Source organism: Streptomyces sp. NPDC002476 (assembly GCF_042889785.1).
Taxonomy (GTDB): Bacteria; Actinomycetota; Actinomycetes; order Streptomycetales; family Streptomycetaceae; genus Streptomyces.
This window is the reverse complement of sequence record NZ_JBIARH010000019.1, coordinates 21178-38566: the sequence shown is the minus strand read 5'-3', so window position 1 is coordinate 38566 and position 17389 is coordinate 21178. Positions and strand designations below refer to the sequence as shown.

The window sequence follows — 17389 nt, the reverse complement described above, 5'->3', positions numbered from 1 at the left end:
AGTCGTGGCGCCGGGGCACGGCAGGGATCGGGAGGGCTGTTTGGGCTGTCCGGGTCGTCCGGAAACGGTCAGACCGGACCGGGCCCGGCTCTCTTCGCGCGGCGCCAGGGGTGGAGAAGGGTGGAGGTGATCTCGCCTGTCGGCGGGAACGACGCGGGGTCGACGAGTCCGACCGCCACCGGTTCCCGGCCGGGCCGCCAGGTGTAGCTGTCGAAGAGGTGGTCCCAGATCGACAGGTCCGAGCCGTAGTGGCCCGCCTCGGACAGGTCGGTGCTGTGGTGCAGGCGGTGCTGTTCGGGGCTGGCGAGCACATGGTTGAGCCGGCCTATGCGCACGTCGATGTTGGCGTGGACGAAATATCCCTGGGCGGCCACGAAAAGTCCCACGACGAGAACGGATTCACGCGAGAACCCGATCAGCGCCAGGGCCAGCTGAACGAAGCCCTGGGCGAGCACGATGTCCATGACGTGATTGACGCCGTTGTTGGCGACGTTGACCTTGTGCGGCACGTGGTGCACGCCGTGGAATCGCCACAGTATCGGGTTGGTGTGACCGAGCCGGTGCACGAGATAACTCGCCAGCGAGCCCGTCAGAAGTGCCGCGGGGATTTCTTCCCAGAGGTCGAGCACGGGTTCTTCGGGCGTCAGCATGGAGACGGTCGCGGTGACCAAGTACTGGGCCATTCCGCTGGCCGCCATCGTGAGCAGGAAATATACGCCGTACCAGCGCCATTCACTGGGGCTCGGATGCCAGGAACGCTGATAGGGGATCACCCTTTCGAGGGCGGTGAGGTAGGCGACGGTGCCGAGCAGGAAAAGCGGGCTCACGCTGTCCGGTTCCCAGTGGAACCGCAGTGCCGCCGTCGCCACCGATACCGCGGCGAGCAGCAGGACCGGGTACGCAGACACCCTGAGCAGGCCGCGCGCCCGGGACGCGGGGGAACCTTTCCCCTCCGCCGGACCGGCGCCCGGCTCCGGACCACCGCCCGGCATGGGTTCGCAATTTTCCATCCGCAGCACCTTCATGAATTACGGCACAGAAAATGCGCAGACCGTGAGTAGAGGACTGACGACTTTCCTGCGGGCACGCGAGACCGGCGAACGGACGCCGATATTCACGCATGAGCCATTGACGTTCGGGGACCGACACGGACCGCTTCACGACCCCCGCACCGCCGGGCGGGGTCACCGAGCGAACCCGCTCCTTTTCTTTTCCCCTCCCGGCGCCGCCAACCGTCGGATTCCAGCCGCGTATCGGCGGGATGCGCGGACATCGGAAATCCCGTCAGCCGTCCGCTTTTCAATGAACCAGACGGACCAGCCGGGCGGAATGGGAATAATTCACCCCACACTTAAGTGGACCGTTAATCATATTGATTACTTATTGGATTTCATATTTTTCAAAGCCTCATGCGCATCGCGCTCCATGACAGATCTGCGGCGGGTATCCCGGAACAGGCCGCGCCCGAACGGAAAATCGTGCGCCTGCCAGGCTCTCGTCCGTACGGACCGGGGCGGACACCCGGTTCGTCGCCGGAATCCGGCCATGCGACAGGCGGTGTCGGTACCTTCCGGGCAACACCTCGACCGCCGGGCCGAACAGGGCGACGCACTGGGCACCAACGCCTTCCGGGATGGCTCATTAACGTCGGATCCCGAGCGCCGGTCAGGCCCGGTTCGCGTCACCGGGGGACGCCCGGCGACGTACGGACGCTCTGTGGCGTCGACCCGTTCCGATGCCCCTGCCGTCGGCCGGAGCCGGTGAACCCGCTCGCCCCCTCGCCGGCCCTTCGGGCGTCACCCTGAAACGGGCACCGCATTCTTTCGGGCGGAGACGTCCGTCAGACTCTTGTACATCCGAAAGAACCGATCACCGTCATGGACGAGGGCACGTTCTCGGCACTCCTGGCGGCAGCCGAACCGGAACCGCGGACCGATCGCACAGTCCGCGACGACACCGGCCGCGTGCTCTCCTCGGTGCGTGAACGGCCACGGGAGTGGGACGGCGAGGCCTGTCGTCGCTCTTTCGTACCCCCGCAACGCCGATGGGCGTAGGCCCCGGCCCGCGTGCTGCTCGGTTCCGGCGCGTCCGGGCCGGCGGACCCCGTGCGGGTTGCCGAGGTCGGGCCCGCGGGCGTCGTCGTTCACCGGCGTGTCGTCGTCGGCGACCTGCATGTCGGCTGAGCGGTCGGCATGCACGATGCACGGCCTCGAAGGACTGATCGTCCTCGGCGGCCTTCACGCCGACACGGTGAGCACCGACGAGACGGGGTGCGTCGTCGTCGGCGGCACGCTGCGCGCGGACCGTGACAGGACTACGAGAGCGGCAGTCGGAGGCTGCTCGGCGAACTCGCCGCGCGTCTGCCGCGGGAGTTCGCGTACGTGACCGGCGAGGAGGAGTCCGTACGCATCGCGGCACTGCTGAAGCACGTCGAGACGGGCGGCAGCCCGTCGTCCCGACCGCGCGCGACCGCCGCGGCGGGGTGGCCGGGGCGTGGGGTGAGGTGACGCCCCGACGTGCGTCACCTCACCGGGGAGCGTCCCGCCGCGTGCGCAGGTCCGTGGCCACGGATTCCAGGACCTGGACGGGGCGCAGCAGGTCCGCGTAGGCGATCGGGGGCCTGCCCGTGCGGACCATTCCGAGAAACGCCTCGAGGCCCGGCACGCAGTAGTGGGCATCGAGGGCGAGGGTCTGCTCGGCCATGGTGTCCTGCGTGAACGTCATTCCGTGGAAGGGGATCTGGTGGGTTCCGGTGGGCTGGACGAGATTCACGACGACACGGGTGCCACCCGCCGTGAACGTGGCGGTGACGGTGGTGTCAGTGGTGTCCGTGCGCACGTCGGAGATCTCTCCGGGGGCGAGCCTGAGCGCGAGATCCACCGGATGGATTCCGTAGAAGAAGATCCCTCCGTGTTCGCCGTCGGGGTCGGCGGGGCCGGACACGACGACCAGGTGCGGCCGGCCGTCGCGCGTGGCACGGGCCACCAATGTCTCGGCGTCGGGTATCCAGCGGAGGGCCGAGGACGAGGTGAGCGGCGCGTCGTGGGCGAGCGCGGTGTCGATCATGGCCTGGGCGTCCTCGACTGTGCAGGCCAGTGGCTTGTCGACGAAGACCGGCAGTCCCTCGGCGAGGAAGGGGATCGTGTGGTCGCGGTGGTACGCGCCGTTGCGGTCCGCGACGACGACGGCGTCCACCAGGCCGAGCAGGTCGGAGGGGGCGTCGACGATCCTCGTCGTCCCCCCGGTGGCCGCAAGTGCCTCGTTGCGTGGGTTTCGTCCGCCGCTGAGGGCCACGACACGGGCGTCGCCGCCCGCGCGGCGGACGTTGAGGTGGTCGACGATGTGGTCGACGTGGCTGTTCTCGGTTCCTACGATCCCAATGCGCATCGGGAGAGGCTACCTTCACGGCGTCGAGCCGACCGGCCGGGCTCCCCCGTGGCCACCGGGCGGTGATGTGCCGGCCGCGCGAGCGCCGGCCGCGCGAGCGCCGGTCGCGGGGGCCGGTCGCCGCGCGCATGGTCGCATCGGCCGTCCCCTCAGGCCGACGGGCCGCCCGCGCGCAGCCAGCCGAGCAGGTCGTCCGTCATCAGGTCGCCGTTCGTCTCGATGTGCTCGTCGATCGCCCCGAGATCCAGGCGGAACACACGGGTGCGGTCCCGGCCGTGACGGCGCATGAACAGTCCATGCCCCCCGCTGTCGTCGCCGATCAGCACCCAGTGGGGCGCGTACCGGGCGACCTCGAAGGTCTCGTTGCGTTCCGTGAGGCTATGCGGTCCGTAGATCTGGACGCCGTTGCCGAGCAGGACGCCCGGCGTCGACCGCCACAGGCGGGCGACCGCGGGGTTGGGGCCGTCCCGCAGTCCTCGCGCGAGCGCTTCCTGGACGGTGAGGAAACCGGCGAAGGACTCCGCGACGGGGTACTCCTCGCCGTCCTTCCCCTCACGGCACACCACCGGACGCTCCCCGTCCCCCGCCTCGCCGTTCCGGTCGAGGGCGAAGCAGTAGCTGTCGCCGCAGTCGGGCTCGACGGCGAAGCACAGCCGGGTGTCGTCCAGCCGCCAGTCGGCGGTGATGGACTCGTACACGTCGTCGGCGCAGTCGCCCGGTGGCACGGTCGCGATCTCCGCGCGCCCGGCGCGGCCGTGACCGAATCGCGCCAGCCACCACCGGTACGACGGCGGCAGCGGGCCGACGCGCGCCTCGGCCCGCCGGATCAGCGCCTCCGGTGTGGCGACGGCCCGCCTGCGGACGGATTCCGGCGCCCCGTCGATCATGTCCCGAAGTTGAGTCAGATCAGGTCTCACGACGCGGAGTCTGCCAGGCCCCGCCGGGCCCGTGCGACGGGCGGGACCGCGCGGGAGAGAACCGGACGAGACGGTCCGCGCGGGGCGCCGCACCGCCCCTCCTGTCGTCGAGCACCGTGTGCTTCGAGTCCGGCGAATCCGCCGACGACACCGATGGAACGCTTGAGCTTCCGCGGTACGGGGCCGGTAGCCGGCGCGAGCGCCTGGGGAGTGCTGAGCATTTCGGTCATCGTGCGTTTCCGATCAACAGGTGCGGTGGTTGAGCACGGGAGCGGTATCGCCTCCGGACGAGGACGTGATGAGTGGTTTCGTCGCTCCCAGCGCGACACGCAATCCCGACGAGTTCCTCAGGCCGAGGGGTGTTTACCTACGGAATCCGTTGTTTCAGAGCGATGATCCGGCGGTTCGGCGTAAGGAGTGCGTCGATTCGCGGGCGATTGGCGGGACAGGAATCGCAGGCGGCCCGGAGGGAAGGTTTCGCCCGTTCCGCATTCCGGAACGGACTCCGGGGCGCCAGGCGGCGCGCTCGCGCGGGTCGCGGATCCGCGGACCTGGTGTCAGCCTGGGTACATGACTTGGGCGTCATGGACCACTCGTGGTGTGTTCTCGGGGCGTGGAGGCGTGCTCACGGACGAGGTCGGCGTCCTGACCGGGGACCTGACCGTTCACACGACCTGGGCCGACGACACGGCTCAGGTGACCGTGCAGTACACGGGTGCGATCGACTGGTTCACCATGTCGGGCAGCCCCGTGCCCTGCAGCTCCGAGGAGGACAGCAGGCGTCTTCACGACGCGGCGGTGCACTCAGTCCGGGAGGGCGCTGCGGCGACGGTCCCCAGACCGCCGCTGCGGCGGCCGCAACGGCCGGCGGGCAGTGCCCTGGAGTGACCACGGGCGAAGTCCGCCCCGCCGGCGGGCGGGGCGGGGAAGCGACGGGGCCCCGGTACGACGCTACGGGATGCGCCCCTCGGGGAGCCGTGCGGCTTCCCGAGGGGCGCATCCCGTCGCTTCCGAACCGGCACGGGGCCGGGCCGGTATGGGTCAGTAGGCGCCGAAGACGTTGTCGATGGAGCCGTACTTGTCGGCGGCGTAGTTGCACGCGGCCGTGATGTTGGCGACCGGGTCGTAGCTGTCGAACGGCGTGCCGGGCACGTGGTAGGCGCGGAACGTCGGGTCGATGACCTGGAGCAGGCCCTTGGACGGCGTCCCGGCGACGGCGTTCGAGTCCCAGTTGTTGATGGCCCGGGGGTTGCCGGAGGACTCACGCATGACGTTGCGGTGGATGCCGTCGTAGCTGCCGGGAATGCCGTGCCGGGCCATGATGGCCAGCGATTCCCTGATCCAGCCGTCCAGGTTGTCCGTGTAGGAGACCGGTGCGGCGGTGACGGTCGCGGACGAGGCGCCGGAGGCACCGGTGGCGGCCTCGGACTCGGCACCGACGGCCAGCTTCATTCCCGGGCGGATGAGGGAGGGACTGCTCCCGATGATCTCCCGGTTGCTCTCGTACAGCTTCTGCCAGCCGCCTTCGACGGAATAGGTCTGCGCGATCTTGGAAAGGGTGTCCCCGGAGATCACGGAATGCGTGACGGTCGCGGCCTTCTGCGGGGAAACGCTTCCGGTGGTGACGGCGCCCGACACCGCGGCCTTTTCGGTGGTGGCGGCCTGGGCCGGGGCGGCCTGGGCCGGGGCGGCCGAGGCGAAACCCGCTCCGATCAGCGGAAGCACCAGGGCGACTCCGCCCGTGGCCGCGGCGATGAGGCCACGGGTCCGGAAAGTGGACGAACGGCGACGGTACGTACCCGTTGCGGTCATGGTGAATTCCTCTCCGTCGCCTGCGAGGTGAGCTGTCGGGTTCAGACTGGAGATGTCTGGCCGCATGGAATGCGACTTCACCCCGAGCCGTTCCGGATACCGGACCGGCGGCTTACCTGGTTCCCCCGCTCCTGCCGTGGACAAGTGGGTCGGTTTTTCGGACGGCGGCAGGATTCGGCGTTCCGTCCGGATTGACGGTGACCGTAGGCGAGAAAAGCGGAGCGGAACAAGCCCGTATTTTTTGATCACAATTGATTCGCATGATCAATTCACGGAATTCGCAGTAATCCACCTCACAGATCGAACTCGCCCCTCCTTGCGCGACAAGGGGAGCCGAATCGCGGACCGGCCCTCCGGCGGGTCTTTACGTGACTCACACCACAAATCGACAAAAGGGGCGTTCCGCTCATCCCCCAAACAACGCAAAAATTACCTAAAGCGACTTTACCGGCTAAATTTGCAACTCATTCTAAATGGAGACAAAAGGGACATCTCTTTCGTTCTGTCGCGTGCTCATCTGAACCGGTCGCGCGGGTCTTCGGCACCGCACAGCTGAACTCCCCCGTAAGCCGGGCATGCGGGGGCGGGCGTCGTCGCGGGCGGCCGGCACGGCGGTGTGGCCGTCCTCCTCCGGCCGTCCTCCTCCGGCCGTGCTCCTCCGGCCGTGCTCCTCCGGCCGTGCGACGAGTCCGGCCGCCGCCCGGCCGGTGCGCCGTCCCGCCCGTGCGGCGCACACCTGGTGCAGCGGCTCCCTTCCCGCACAGGAGGCTTCCGCCGCGCTCGTTCTCGGGGCGCAACGAGACGCCGCCCGCCCCGCGGCAGGGTTGTCCCGACCCGGGTGGCCGGGGCGCCCGCGGGATTCAGCGGTCGTTGCAGGCACGCCTCCACGCGGCGTCGCGCAGCAGTCGCAGCCCGTTGAGGCCGACGAGGACGGTGGAGCCCTCGTGCCCGGCGACGCCGAGCGGCAGCGGGAGGGTGCCTGCCAGGTCCCAGACGACCAGGCCTGTGATGAAGACGCCGGCGATCAGGAGGTTCTGCGCCACCAGGCGCCGGCACCGGCGCGAGAGGGCGACGGCGGTGGGGACGGCGGCGAGCTCGTCGCGGACGACGACCGCGTCGGCGGTCTCCAGGGCGAGGTCGGAACCCGCCCCGCCCATGGCGATGCCCGTGTGGGCCGCAGCCAGGGCGGGGGCGTCGTTGACGCCGTCCCCGACCACGAGGACCTTGCGCCCGGCGGCTTCCATCCCCCGCACCGCCGCCACCTTGTCCTGGGGCAGCAGCCCCGCCCGGACATCCTGGATCCCGACATCGGCGCCCAGACGAGCTGCGGCGCGCGGGTTGTCCCCCGTGACCAGCACCGGCGGGGTGCCGGTGAGCCCTGCGAGGCGGGTGACGGTGGCGCGGGCGTCGTCGCGCAGCCGGTCGGCCACACCGAGGACGCCCACCGGTGCGCCGTCGCGGGCGACCAGCACGGCGGTGCGGCCGTCCTCCTCCAACCGTGCGACGAGTCCGGCCGCCGCCCGGCCGGTGCGCCCGTCGAGCACCCGACCGGGGCTGCCGACGGCGACGGCACGGCCGTCCACCGTGGCGGTGACGCCGGTGCCGGGCGTGGAGGCGAAGTCCTCCACGGGCGGCGGCACGAGGTCGCGGGCGCGGGCCGCGTCGACGACGGCCCGCGCCAGGGGGTGCTCGCTGGGGCGCTCGGCCGCCGCGGCGAGGGCCAGGAGGGCGTCCTCGGTGAGACCGGATCCGGGCAGCGGACAGATGTCGGTGACGCGCGGGGCACCCTCGGTCAGGGTGCCGGTCTTGTCGAGTGCCACGGCGTCGACCTGGCCCAGTCGCTCCATCACGACGGCGGACTTGATCAGCACCCCGTGCCGTCCGGCGTTGGCGATCGCGGACAGCAGCGGCGGCATGGTGGCAAGGACCACGGCGCACGGCGAGGCCACGATCATGAAGGTCATGGCGCGGAGCAGGGTCGGCTGCAGCGCCGCGCCGAACGCGAGGGGCACGGCGAACAGGGCGAGAGTGGCCGCCACCATGCCGAGCGAGTAGCGCTGCTCGATCTTCTCGACGAAGAGCTGGGTGGGGGCCTTGGTCGCGGACGCCTCCTCGACCATGGCGACGATCCGGGCGATCACCGATTCGGACGGATCCCGCTCCACCACGATCCGCAGCGCCCCGGTGCCGTTCAGCGTCCCGGCGAAGACCTCGTCGCCCGGCTCCTTGGCCACCGGCAGCGGCTCGCCGGTGATGGTGGCCTGGTCGACCTCGCCGGCCCCGTCGAGGACGCGGCCGTCGGCGCCCACCCGCTCCCCCGGGCGGACCAGGATCACGTCTCCGACCCTCAGCCGCTCGGTGGGCACCACCTCCTCGGTGTCGCCCTCGCCCAGCCGCGTCGCCGTCGCGGGCGCGAGATCGAGCAGACCGCGCACCGAGTCGGCGGTCCGCGCGGTGCCCAGTGCTTCCAGGGCGCCGGACGTCGCGAAGATGACGATCAGAAGGGCGCCGTCCAGCACCTGTCCGATCGCCGCAGCCCCGAGAGCGGCGACCACCATCAAGAGGTCCACGTCCAGCGTCCGGTTCCCCAGGGCCTTCAGCCCTTCCCACCCGGGCTCCCAGCCGCCCGCTGCGTACGTCATCGCGTAGAGCGGGCCCCACGCCCAGGCCGGGGCGCCGAGCAGATGCAGGGGCAGTGCCGCCAGGAACAGCACGAGGGCCGCGGCGGCCCAGCGGGCCTCCGGAAGAGCCAGGAGCCGGGTGCGGCGCCCGCCGGGACGCCCGTCCCGGACCCGCCCGGCGGGTGGTGCCTGGGGGGTGATGGTGACGGACATGGACGCTGCTCCTTCGCGCGGCGGGCCGGACCGGGTTCACCATACAGGATTATATGAACAGGTATTCATGCAATGACTCCGTAGGATGAGGGCATGGGCCACGGAGTCGACGCGAACACCACTGCCACGGCGCGCGAGCGTCTCGACGCGGTGGGGGCCGCGGACGTGGCGACCACCCTGCAGGCCCTCGCCACCCCCTCCCGGCTCCGCATCCTCGCCCGCCTCCAGGAGGGGCCGTGCGCGGCGACGGAGCTCGCCGAGGCGGTCGGCATGGAACAGTCCGCCTGCTCCCATCAACTGCGACTGCTGCGCAACCTCGGCCTGGTCACCGGTGAGCGCCGGGGACGGTCGGTGATCTACGCGCTGTACGACAACCACGTGGCCGAGCTCCTCGACCAGGCCCTCCACCACGTGGAGCATCTGCGCCTCGGGCTGCGTGACGCCCCGGCACCGCGGGCCGTCCGGACCGGCGGGGCGGGCTGAGAGCCTGTCGGGCGGCCTGCGACCGGAAAGCGGACGCGGCTCGGTGCGTGCGATTCCAAGGCGCCTATACGTCCCGGTAGCGGCGCTATCACGACGTACAGGAAACGCCGGAGAGGGTCTCCCCTGGCCCTCGACGCCTTGGGGAGTGCGTACCAGGGCGTGGCTGCCCGGCCAGAGGTCGCCCGACAGGCTCTGAGGACCGCCCTCACACCACCGCCGCAGCACCGCGCGCGGAAGCAGACCCGCGCGCCTACGCTCATGTCTGGATCAATGCCGACCACGGCCGTGACCCGACAGGAAGCGAGATCCCCATGGAACGACGCAGGTTGTCGGGACTGGGCGGGGAACTCGCGGCGGAATTCGCCGGAACGTTGATTCTCATTCTCTTCGGCTGCGGGGTGGTGGCCCAGGTCGCGGCCGGCGGCGCGCTCACCGAACCGCCGGGCGGACTCGGGAACCACGACAGCATCGCCTGGGCCTGGGGGCTCGGAGTCACCCTGGGCATCTATGTGGCGGGCCGACTGAGCGGTGCTCACCTCAATCCGGCCGTGACGCTCTCGCTCGCGGCCTTCAAGGATTTCCCCTGGAGGAAGGTCGCACCTTATTCCCTCGCACAGCTGGCGGGCTCCTTCGTCGCCGCACTGGTGGTGCGCTGGAATTACACCGAGGCACTGGCGAGGGCGGATCCCGGACACACCATCAAAACGCAAGGAGTCTTCTCGACCCTGCCCGCCAACGGCAATACCGCACTCCCCGTCACCGAATGGGGAGCACTGCGGGACCAGATCATCGGAACCGCCATTCTGGTCCTGCTGATCTTCGCGGTCACGGATCTGCTCAATACGCCACCGGGCGCCAATCTGAGTCCGTTCATCGTGGGGCTCGTCGTGGTGGCCATCGGCATGGCATTCGGCACCAATGCCGGATACGCGATCAATCCCGCCCGTGACCTCGGGCCCAGACTGGCGAGTTTTCTGACGGGTTATGGGGAGGCGTGGCGGGACCAGTACGGGAACCTCTACTTCTGGGTGCCGATCGTGGGCCCGCTCGTGGGCGGCCCGGTCGGCGCCTTTCTCTACAAGTACCTCGTCGGCCGGTTCATCCCCGCCGCGGAACCGGAGCCGGAGGGCAGCATCCCGGTGCCCCCGGAGAGATGACGGCAGATCCGGCACCGGACGCGGATCCAGGAGAGGCAGCACGCCATGGCGGACTTCATCGGGGCACTGGACCAGGGCACCACCAGCAGCCGCTTCGTGATCTTCGATCACGACGGGAACGAAGTGGCCGAGCACCAGTTGGAGCACGAGCAGATCGGCGTGCTGAAGGTCGACGTCGGGGTCACGGCCAACGGCCTGTGCATGCAGATCCGGGCGGATGTGCTCGGTGTCCCCGTCAGCCGCCCGGTCGTCTCCGAGACGACCGCACCGGGAGCGGCGCAGGCGGCGGGCCTGGCCACCGGCTTCCGGCAGGACGAGGGCGAGTTGCGGGAGCACTGGCAGGAGTCGAGGCGCTGGGAACCGCAGCGGGACGACGAACGGCGCTCCGAGCGGTACGAGGACGGGAAACGGGCGGGCGAACGCTCCCTCGACCGGGTCCGGGTGCCCTGACCCGGCCCCCCCCGCCGGACAGCCGGCGCGGCGTGCCGGACGTACGGGCGTGGCCGGGGACACGCCCGTACGGTGTGCTCGGGGGGTCAGGTACCGGTGCGCAGTCCGGCGAGCAGGTGGTAGACGGTGTCGGTGCCCCGCCGCAGGGCCTCGACGCCGATGTGCTCGTCGGTTCCGTGCATGCGTTTGAGCATGTCCCGGTCCACCGTGAACGGATACATGCCGTAGACGGGGATGTTCTGCTCCCGGAACGGGACGGCGCTGGTGACCGCCTCGAACTGGCAGGCGGTGGCCCTCGCTCCGGGGTGCGTGCGGCGCACGGCCGCCTGCCAGGCGCGGAAGACGTCCGTGTCGTGCGTGGAGTCGGGCGTGGCGAGGTAGCCGCGCAGCCGGTCCAGTGCCTGCTGCTCGCTCTCGCCGGGGTTCCCTACGACGGTCAGTGTCGCCCGGTTGCCGATCAGGGAGCGCAGTTCGGCGACGATCCGGCCGGGGTCGTCGGCGCCGGGCAGGAAGGCGGCGCGGAACTCCGCGGTCGCCGTGCCGGGCACGATGCTCGGGTAGTAGCCGGACCGGGCCGCGGTGAAGGCGAGGGTGGTCCGCAGCATCGCGTTGTGCAGTTCCGGTGTCCCGCTGAGCCGGATCACCGCCTCACCGGCCCGGTCCCGCTCCTGTTCGCCGCGGGCGGCGAACATCTGCCGGACGGCCTCGGCGAGCTGTCGGTCGGTGGTGGCCTCGGCGAGTTCGGCGAAGTAGCGCAGGGACAGCGCGTTGGGGCGGATGTGGGCCCGCCAGTCCCCCAGTTGCTCCAGCACCTCCCCCAGCCGGATCACCGCCTGTCCGGTGAACGGCTTGGACGTGTGGGTGGCGTACGAGGAGGTCTCCAGCCGCAGCAGCAGGGACCGTTTGTCGTTGCAGGTGAGGGAGGCGATCATGGGGGTGGTGCCGTCGCGCTGGTCGAGGACCCAGCCGCCCTCGGTGATGACCGCGCCCGCCTCGACCCTGCCGGGGTGCTCGGTGAGGAACCAGCGCACCCCGTAGGGTCCTTGTTCCTCGTCGCAGTCGGACCAGAACACGATGTCGCGGTCGAAGATCGCGCCCTCGCGGACGTGTCGCAGCAGAGCGGCGACGAAGGCGGCGTTGACGCCCTTCATGTCGAGCGCGCCGCGGCCGTACAGCTTGCCGTCCTTGATCTCGCCGACGAACGGGTCCGTGGTCCAGGCGTCACCGACGGCGGGCACGACGTCGGAGTGGCCGAGCAGGACCAGTGGCTTCTCCCGGGCCGTCCCGCTGCCGGGCACGCGTGCGAAGAAGTGGACGTTGCCGTCCTTGGGCGTGGGCACGATCTCGGTGGCGACCCCGGCGGCCCGGAAGACGTCCTGGAGCATCCGGGCGTACGGTTCGGTGAGCGCTCCGTCGCCGGGGTTGCTGGTGTCCTGGCGGATCATGGCGACGGCGAGCTCCACCGGGTCGGTGGGGTCTCCGTCGAAGGCCGCCGCGCCCGTGGTGCGCGCGGCGGCCGAGGCGCGGGGCGCGGCGGCGGTGGCCGTGCCCAGGCCCAGCAGCGTGCCCGCGACGGCCGTCGCACCGGCTCCGAGGACGGACCGGCGGGACGGGCTGGTGCCGACAAGGCCGTCCAGACAGGCGGAGATGACCGCGTCCGGGTTCTCCTGGTGGGCGTAGTGCCCGCCCTCGACGGACCGGAAGGTGCACGTGCCCCGGGTCCAGTCGGCCCAGCGGCGCACCGTCACCTCGGGCACGTGCGGGTCGTCGGTGGCCCACACGCCGCGCAGTTCGACGTCGGGCACGGGGGTCCGGCCGCCGTCGTAGCGTCCGCACAGCCGCAGGTCGGCGATGACGGGGGGCAGCAGCACCTCCTCGAACTCGGGGTCCGCCAGGAGTTCGGGATCGGTCAGCCCGGTCCCGGCGACGAAGGCGCGCGCGTCCTCGACGGTGACCTCGTCGCCGTCGCCGTGGAAGTCGCCGGGGCACTGTCCGGCCACCGCGCACAGCCGTGCGACCGGCACCCCGGCGCCGAGCAGCCGGCCGCACGTCTCGTACGCCAGCAGCGCGCCGAGGCTGACGCCGATCAGCACCAGGCGCCGTCCGCCGCGCGCCGCGCGCACCTCGGCCGCCACGGCGTCCGCGTAGACGGCCATGTCGACGACCGGTTCCTCGTCGATCCGCGTGCCCCGTCCCGGCGGTGTGACCAGCGCGAGCGCGGTGTCCGCGGGGAGCCGGCCGCGCCAGCCCGCGAAGGTCGAGCCGTGGGCGCCGGTGGGGGCGAAGCAGACCACGAGCGTGCCGGTCGCGCCCCCGCCCTCCGGTTCGTTCTCCGGTATGCCGAGCCAGGGGGTGCTCATGCCTGGTCCTCCTGCGGGGTCTCGCGGCAGAGTGCGGCGATGGCGGTGACGGCCACGTCGAGGATCGACATGCCGAACGGGTTGCTGATCACGGTCTCCTCCGGGTCGCGGCGGCCAGGGTGACGGCTCGTCAGAACGTCGCCGAGGGTGCCGTCGACACGGCGGGCGCCGGGGCGCGCGGTGACGCCCTCGCGCGGGGTGCCGTCGGGGCCGAGCAGGGTGCCGGCCCGGTGCATGCGTCCCAGCAGCCGGCGCGGGTCGCCGCGGACCAGGCTCCAGTCGTCGACGATCACGGTGCCGGCCGCGAGCACGGCCGCCTCGGTGAGGTCGTCGAGCGACACGTGGCACACCAGGGCGCCCGGCCTCAGCCAGTCGGGCTCGATGTGGCCCTCGGTCACCGTAATGACGGGCTCGACGAGTTCGGCGTCCCGCACGGCCTCGCGCGGGTCCTCGGCGAGCACGGTCTCGATGCCCGCGGCCCCGGGGAGCGAGGCGATGTACGCGGCGACGGCCTTCGCACGCTCGGGCGCCAGGTCGTACAGGGCGATCCGGCGCAGGGTGGGCACGGTCTCCAGCAGCAGCGCCACGTGTGCCTGGGCGAGCGCCCCGCAGCCGATCAGCGCCAGTGAGCGCGGCTCCGGCACCGCCAGATGGCGGACGGCGAGGGCGGTGACCGCCGCGGTGCGCATCGCGCTGATGTACGCGGCCTCCATGAGTGCGCGGGGGCGGGCGGTCTCCGGGTCCAGGAGCAGGGTGAAGCCCTGGGAGCGCGGTATGCCTCGATCGGGGTTCCCGATCGAGGCGTTGATGGTCTTCATGCCGATGACCGGCGGCCGGCCGTCCTGGACGAGCGCGCCGGGCATGGCCAGCAGCCGGGCCTGGTCGCCCTCCGGCGTGGTCCAGCCGAGGTACGCCTCCTCGGGCAGGACCGACTGTCCGGCGGAGTGCAGGGTGAGCGCCTCGGCCACCGCCGTCACGATGTCGACGCCGCGGGCGGCCTCGATGACGTCCGCACGGGTCAGATAGCGGAAACGGCTGTCGGGACAGTGCTCGAAGTCCATGGCGGGCGGGGCTCCTTGGCATGAGGTCCGGCACTGACGGGGAAAGGCGTGCGGGGGTGGTTCAGCCGGCGGTGGCGCGCGGTCCGCGCAGTACCGCGAAGGGGACGAGCGCGCCGAGCAGCAGCACGCAGGCGAGCGCGATCCAGCCGGCCGTGCCGAGGGCGAGGACTACGCCGGTCATGAGTACCGGACCGGCGACCCGGTTGGCGACGGTGCGGCTGGTGTTGAACAGCACCAGGTAGGCGCTGCGCGCCCCCTGCGGTGCCAGCTCGAAGGACAGCGTCCACGAGGCACCGACCTGGAGCAGTTCGGCGAAGGTCAGCAGGACGACCGCGCCGCCGAGCACCAGCAGGGCCGGTTCGCGGCCGAAGCCGGGCGCGGCGGCGAAGGCCAGGGCGCTGAGGGCGAGCAGCAGGGCCGCGGCCGCGTACGAGTACCACGCCCGGCGGGTCGTGCCGTAGCAGCGGTTGAGCGGGTACTGAAGGGCGATGCACAGCACGGTGTTGACGGCGTACAGGATGCCGACATACCGCTCCGGTACGTCGGTCTCGGTGACGAGCCACAGCGGGAACGCCACGTTGAGGACCGGCATCCACAGCGACACCAGCGCGTTGTAGGCGGTGAGCCCGAGCATCGCGCGGTCCTTGAGGAGCGGGGCGACCCGGGCGCTGTCGGCGGTGGCCGCGGTCTCCTCCGTCCGTGCGGTGGCGTACACCCCGGCGACCACGACGTAGGCGACCGCGCCGCCGATCAGCAACGGCCGGAAGGCGCCCGGCGCGCCGGAGCCGAGCGCGGCCCCGGCGATCAGTCCGCCCAGGCTGATGCCGAGGTTGACGACGGTGCGCTGCACGGCCATCACCTTGGCGCGCAGGCTCTCGGGGGCCCGGGCGCCGACGTACGACTGCACGAGCGGGGGCGAGGACTGCTCGGTGACGGCGACGAGGGCGACCACGACGAGGAAGCTCCACCAGCCGTCCACCCACAGGTAGCCGATCGTGGCCAGGGCGCGCAGCAGCATCACCCCGATGAGCACCGGCTTCGGTCCCCATCGCCCGGCCAGCCGCGCGATGGGGACGGCGGCGGCGACGGCGATGGCGCCGCCGATCGTCAGCCCGGCGCCGACGGAGGAGGTGCTGAGATGGGCGACCTTGACGAAGTAGATGGTCGAGACCGCGAGGAACAGTCCCGTGCCGGTCCACTCGATCAGCGTGGCGCCCTGGACCAGCGGCAGGAACTGCCGGTAGCCGGTGTCCTGCGCCTGCGGGGCGGGAGTGGTGGTGGTGCTCGTGCCCATGGTCAGTGCTCCTGGTGCTTCCTGTCGAAGAAGAGGCCCTCGCGGCGCAGCCGTTGCATGGCCGTGGCGACCTCCTTCACGATGCCCCGCCCGCCCAGTCGTCGGAGTAGAGGGTCGCGGTACTTCTCGCCGCCGTCGGGAATCAGGCGGCGCCCGGTGCCGCCCGAGACGGCCGTGGAGCCGGTGACGTCCACGGCGACGACGGCGACGTCCGGGCGGCTTTGCCGCAGGTGGGCGCCGATCCCGGCGAGGTTGCCGGAGGTGGATTCCACCACCACCGTGCCGGGGGCGAGCGGTCGTTCGTCGTGCAGCGCCCGCAGGAGGGCGACGGCGCTGCGGTCCTTCACCGATCCGGTGGGGCCGTGTTCCTCCAGCTTCAGTCCCGGACGCCGGACCCGGCCCCGGTGGGCGACGTCCAGGGGGAGTAAGGGGGTGCGATGGATGGCCCGCGCGAGGACGGGTCGGACAGGCGTCACTGCTTCCCCCGTGCGATGGGTCGTCGGCCCTTCCGGTGGTCCGGCCGGGATGCCTTCGCTGTGCGACCTCAGACACTAAGCGGGCCCGCCCCGCTGTCACCATGCCGTTCCTCGGGGGGCCCATCGCTGTTGGCGAGAACCGCGCTTGACGCACCGTCGTCGCGCTGTTTCCGGCCGGTCCGGTCCCCCGTCGCCGACGGCCGTCCCCCGGGCCGTCCGGTGGGGACGGGGCGCGGCGGGCAACTCGAAATGGCCGGTTCGATTCCGCCGGCGCCACGCGTCACGCCGTGTGCGGCACCGGCCGGCGCGGGTGGCCCGTACGGTCGCGCCGGCGGCCTTTCCGGGCCGGGTCCGGGACCGTCGCATCGGCCTCGGCCCCGGCCCGGTCCTGAAGTACGGTGACACCGGGGCCGGCCCGGGACCGTGCCGCGTGGGCGGGGACGGGCCGAGAGGTGCACGACGGTCGCGCCCGCGCCCCGTTTCCCGCGCAGAGGTGGAGGGACACGCACATGGACCGACACGACATGGACCGGATCGGTACGAGCCGGTGGGACACGGCGAGGAGCCTGCCGCCGTCCCGGCGCGCACCGGCGTCTCCCGGCCGCGGGACGCCGCGGTGAGCGCGGCCGGGGCGGCGGCCGTGGAGCTCACCCCCGCGGCGGCCGAGCTGCTGCGACGGCTGCGTGCGGCCCACGGCCCGTTGATGTTCCATCAGTCGGGCGGCTGCTGCGACGGCAGCGCGCCCATGTGCTACCGGGACGGCGAGTTCCGTACGGGTGGCTCCGACGTGCTGCTGGCCTCCCTCCAGGTCGACGGGGTGCCGGAGAGCATCCCGTTCTGGATCTCGCGGAGTCAGTTCGAGGTGTGGGCGCACACCCGGCTGATCGTCGACGTGGTGGAGGGACGGGGCAGCGGATTCTCGCTGGAGGCTCCGGAGGGGGTGCGGTTCCTGATCCGTTCCCGGCTCGTCGGTCCGTGAGCGCGTGGTGCGCCGGGACACGGCGCCCCGTACCGGCGTTTGCCGCAATGGCAAGGATCCTTGTGGCCGCGGCGGGCACGGCCGAATGATCGTGGCATCGGCGGTACCGGCACCGGCGCGCTCCCGGGCGGGTGCCCAGCGCCCACGGCCGGACCGCCGCCGCCCACGCCTGCGAGGAG

General features: G+C 71.6%; 14 protein-coding genes, 1 pseudogene and 1 riboswitch. Of the genes and pseudogenes, 5 read left to right on the top strand and 10 right to left on the bottom strand.

Annotated features, from left to right (window positions below):
- Positions 1–68: 68 nt before the first annotated feature.
- From ACFYXM_RS21840 to ACFYXM_RS21825, 4 genes are all read right to left on the bottom strand, one after another.
- Positions 69–1010, bottom strand: a complete 942-nt coding sequence (locus ACFYXM_RS21840) for a sterol desaturase family protein (RefSeq protein WP_389291540.1) — start codon at positions 1008–1010, stop codon at positions 69–71.
- Between the two features lie 1227 nt (positions 1011–2237).
- Positions 2238–2429, bottom strand: coding sequence for a hypothetical protein (locus ACFYXM_RS21835; protein WP_389291539.1), 192 nt, complete (start codon positions 2427–2429; stop codon positions 2238–2240).
- A gap of 97 nt (positions 2430–2526) precedes the next feature.
- On the bottom strand, positions 2527–3387 hold the full coding sequence (locus ACFYXM_RS21830; RefSeq protein ID WP_389291538.1) for a Gfo/Idh/MocA family protein: 861 nt from the start codon (positions 3385–3387) through the stop codon (positions 2527–2529).
- Between the two features lie 149 nt (positions 3388–3536).
- Entirely contained in the window at positions 3537–4304 is a 768-nt protein-coding gene (locus ACFYXM_RS21825; RefSeq protein ID WP_389291536.1) for an SMI1/KNR4 family protein, read from the bottom strand.
- A gap of 570 nt (positions 4305–4874) precedes the next feature.
- Here ACFYXM_RS21825 and ACFYXM_RS21820 point away from each other — a divergent pair.
- Positions 4875–5192: a hypothetical protein gene (locus ACFYXM_RS21820; protein ID WP_389291534.1), complete on the top strand. Its 318-nt coding sequence runs from the start codon at positions 4875–4877 to the stop codon at positions 5190–5192.
- A 153-nt stretch (positions 5193–5345) separates the two neighbouring features.
- Here the strand turns inward: ACFYXM_RS21820 and ACFYXM_RS21815 are convergent, their stop codons facing one another.
- Together ACFYXM_RS21815 and ACFYXM_RS21810 are read right to left on the bottom strand one after the other, a co-directional pair.
- The gene (locus tag ACFYXM_RS21815; protein WP_389291532.1) at positions 5346–6116 is read right to left on the bottom strand and encodes a transglycosylase SLT domain-containing protein; all 771 of its coding nucleotides are present in this window, start codon (positions 6114–6116) and stop codon (positions 5346–5348) included.
- A gap of 4 nt (positions 6117–6120) precedes the next feature.
- A riboswitch (cyclic di-AMP (ydaO/yuaA leader) is annotated at positions 6121–6306 on the bottom strand.
- Positions 6307–6976: 670 nt separating this feature from the next.
- The gene (locus ACFYXM_RS21810; protein WP_389291530.1) at positions 6977–8950 is read right to left on the bottom strand and encodes a heavy metal translocating P-type ATPase; all 1974 of its coding nucleotides are present in this window, start codon (positions 8948–8950) and stop codon (positions 6977–6979) included.
- A gap of 93 nt (positions 8951–9043) precedes the next feature.
- On the opposite strand from ACFYXM_RS21810, the gene ACFYXM_RS21805 reads away from it, so the two are divergent.
- From ACFYXM_RS21805 to ACFYXM_RS21795, 3 genes and pseudogenes are all read left to right on the top strand, one after another.
- Positions 9044–9433: an ArsR/SmtB family transcription factor gene (locus tag ACFYXM_RS21805; RefSeq protein WP_389291528.1), complete on the top strand. Its 390-nt coding sequence runs from the start codon at positions 9044–9046 to the stop codon at positions 9431–9433.
- Between the two features lie 311 nt (positions 9434–9744).
- Positions 9745–10590, top strand: a complete 846-nt coding sequence (locus ACFYXM_RS21800; RefSeq protein WP_389291527.1) for an MIP/aquaporin family protein — start codon at positions 9745–9747, stop codon at positions 10588–10590.
- Positions 10591–10743: 153 nt separating this feature from the next.
- Positions 10744–11040, top strand: a pseudogene (locus tag ACFYXM_RS21795) (FGGY-family carbohydrate kinase); the annotation flags it as partial.
- A gap of 86 nt (positions 11041–11126) precedes the next feature.
- Here the strand turns inward: ACFYXM_RS21795 and ACFYXM_RS21790 are convergent.
- The 4 genes from ACFYXM_RS21790 to ACFYXM_RS21775 all read right to left on the bottom strand — a co-directional run bounded on the left by ACFYXM_RS21790 (position 11127) and on the right by ACFYXM_RS21775 (position 16231).
- Positions 11127–13400 carry a M20/M25/M40 family metallo-hydrolase gene (locus ACFYXM_RS21790; RefSeq protein WP_389291525.1) on the bottom strand — a complete coding sequence of 758 codons (2274 nt, stop codon included), beginning with the start codon at positions 13398–13400 and terminating at the stop codon, positions 11127–11129.
- Complete coding sequence (locus tag ACFYXM_RS21785; RefSeq protein WP_389291523.1) at positions 13397–14461, bottom strand: ornithine cyclodeaminase family protein; 1065 nt, start codon at positions 14459–14461, stop codon at positions 13397–13399. Before ACFYXM_RS21785 ends, ACFYXM_RS21790 begins: the two co-directional genes overlap by 4 nt.
- A 61-nt stretch (positions 14462–14522) precedes the next feature.
- A complete protein-coding gene (locus ACFYXM_RS21780) occupies positions 14523–15755 on the bottom strand; it encodes an MFS transporter (RefSeq protein WP_389291521.1) in 1233 nt (410 codons plus the stop codon).
- Positions 15756–15757: 2 nt separating this feature from the next.
- Entirely contained in the window at positions 15758–16231 is a 474-nt protein-coding gene (locus tag ACFYXM_RS21775; protein ID WP_389291519.1) for a pyridoxal-phosphate dependent enzyme, read from the bottom strand.
- Positions 16232–16871: 640 nt separating this feature from the next.
- Between ACFYXM_RS21775 and ACFYXM_RS21770 the strand changes: the two genes are divergently transcribed.
- Positions 16872–17210, top strand: a complete 339-nt coding sequence (locus tag ACFYXM_RS21770) for a DUF779 domain-containing protein (RefSeq protein ID WP_389291655.1) — start codon at positions 16872–16874, stop codon at positions 17208–17210.
- Positions 17211–17389 lie beyond the last annotated feature (179 nt).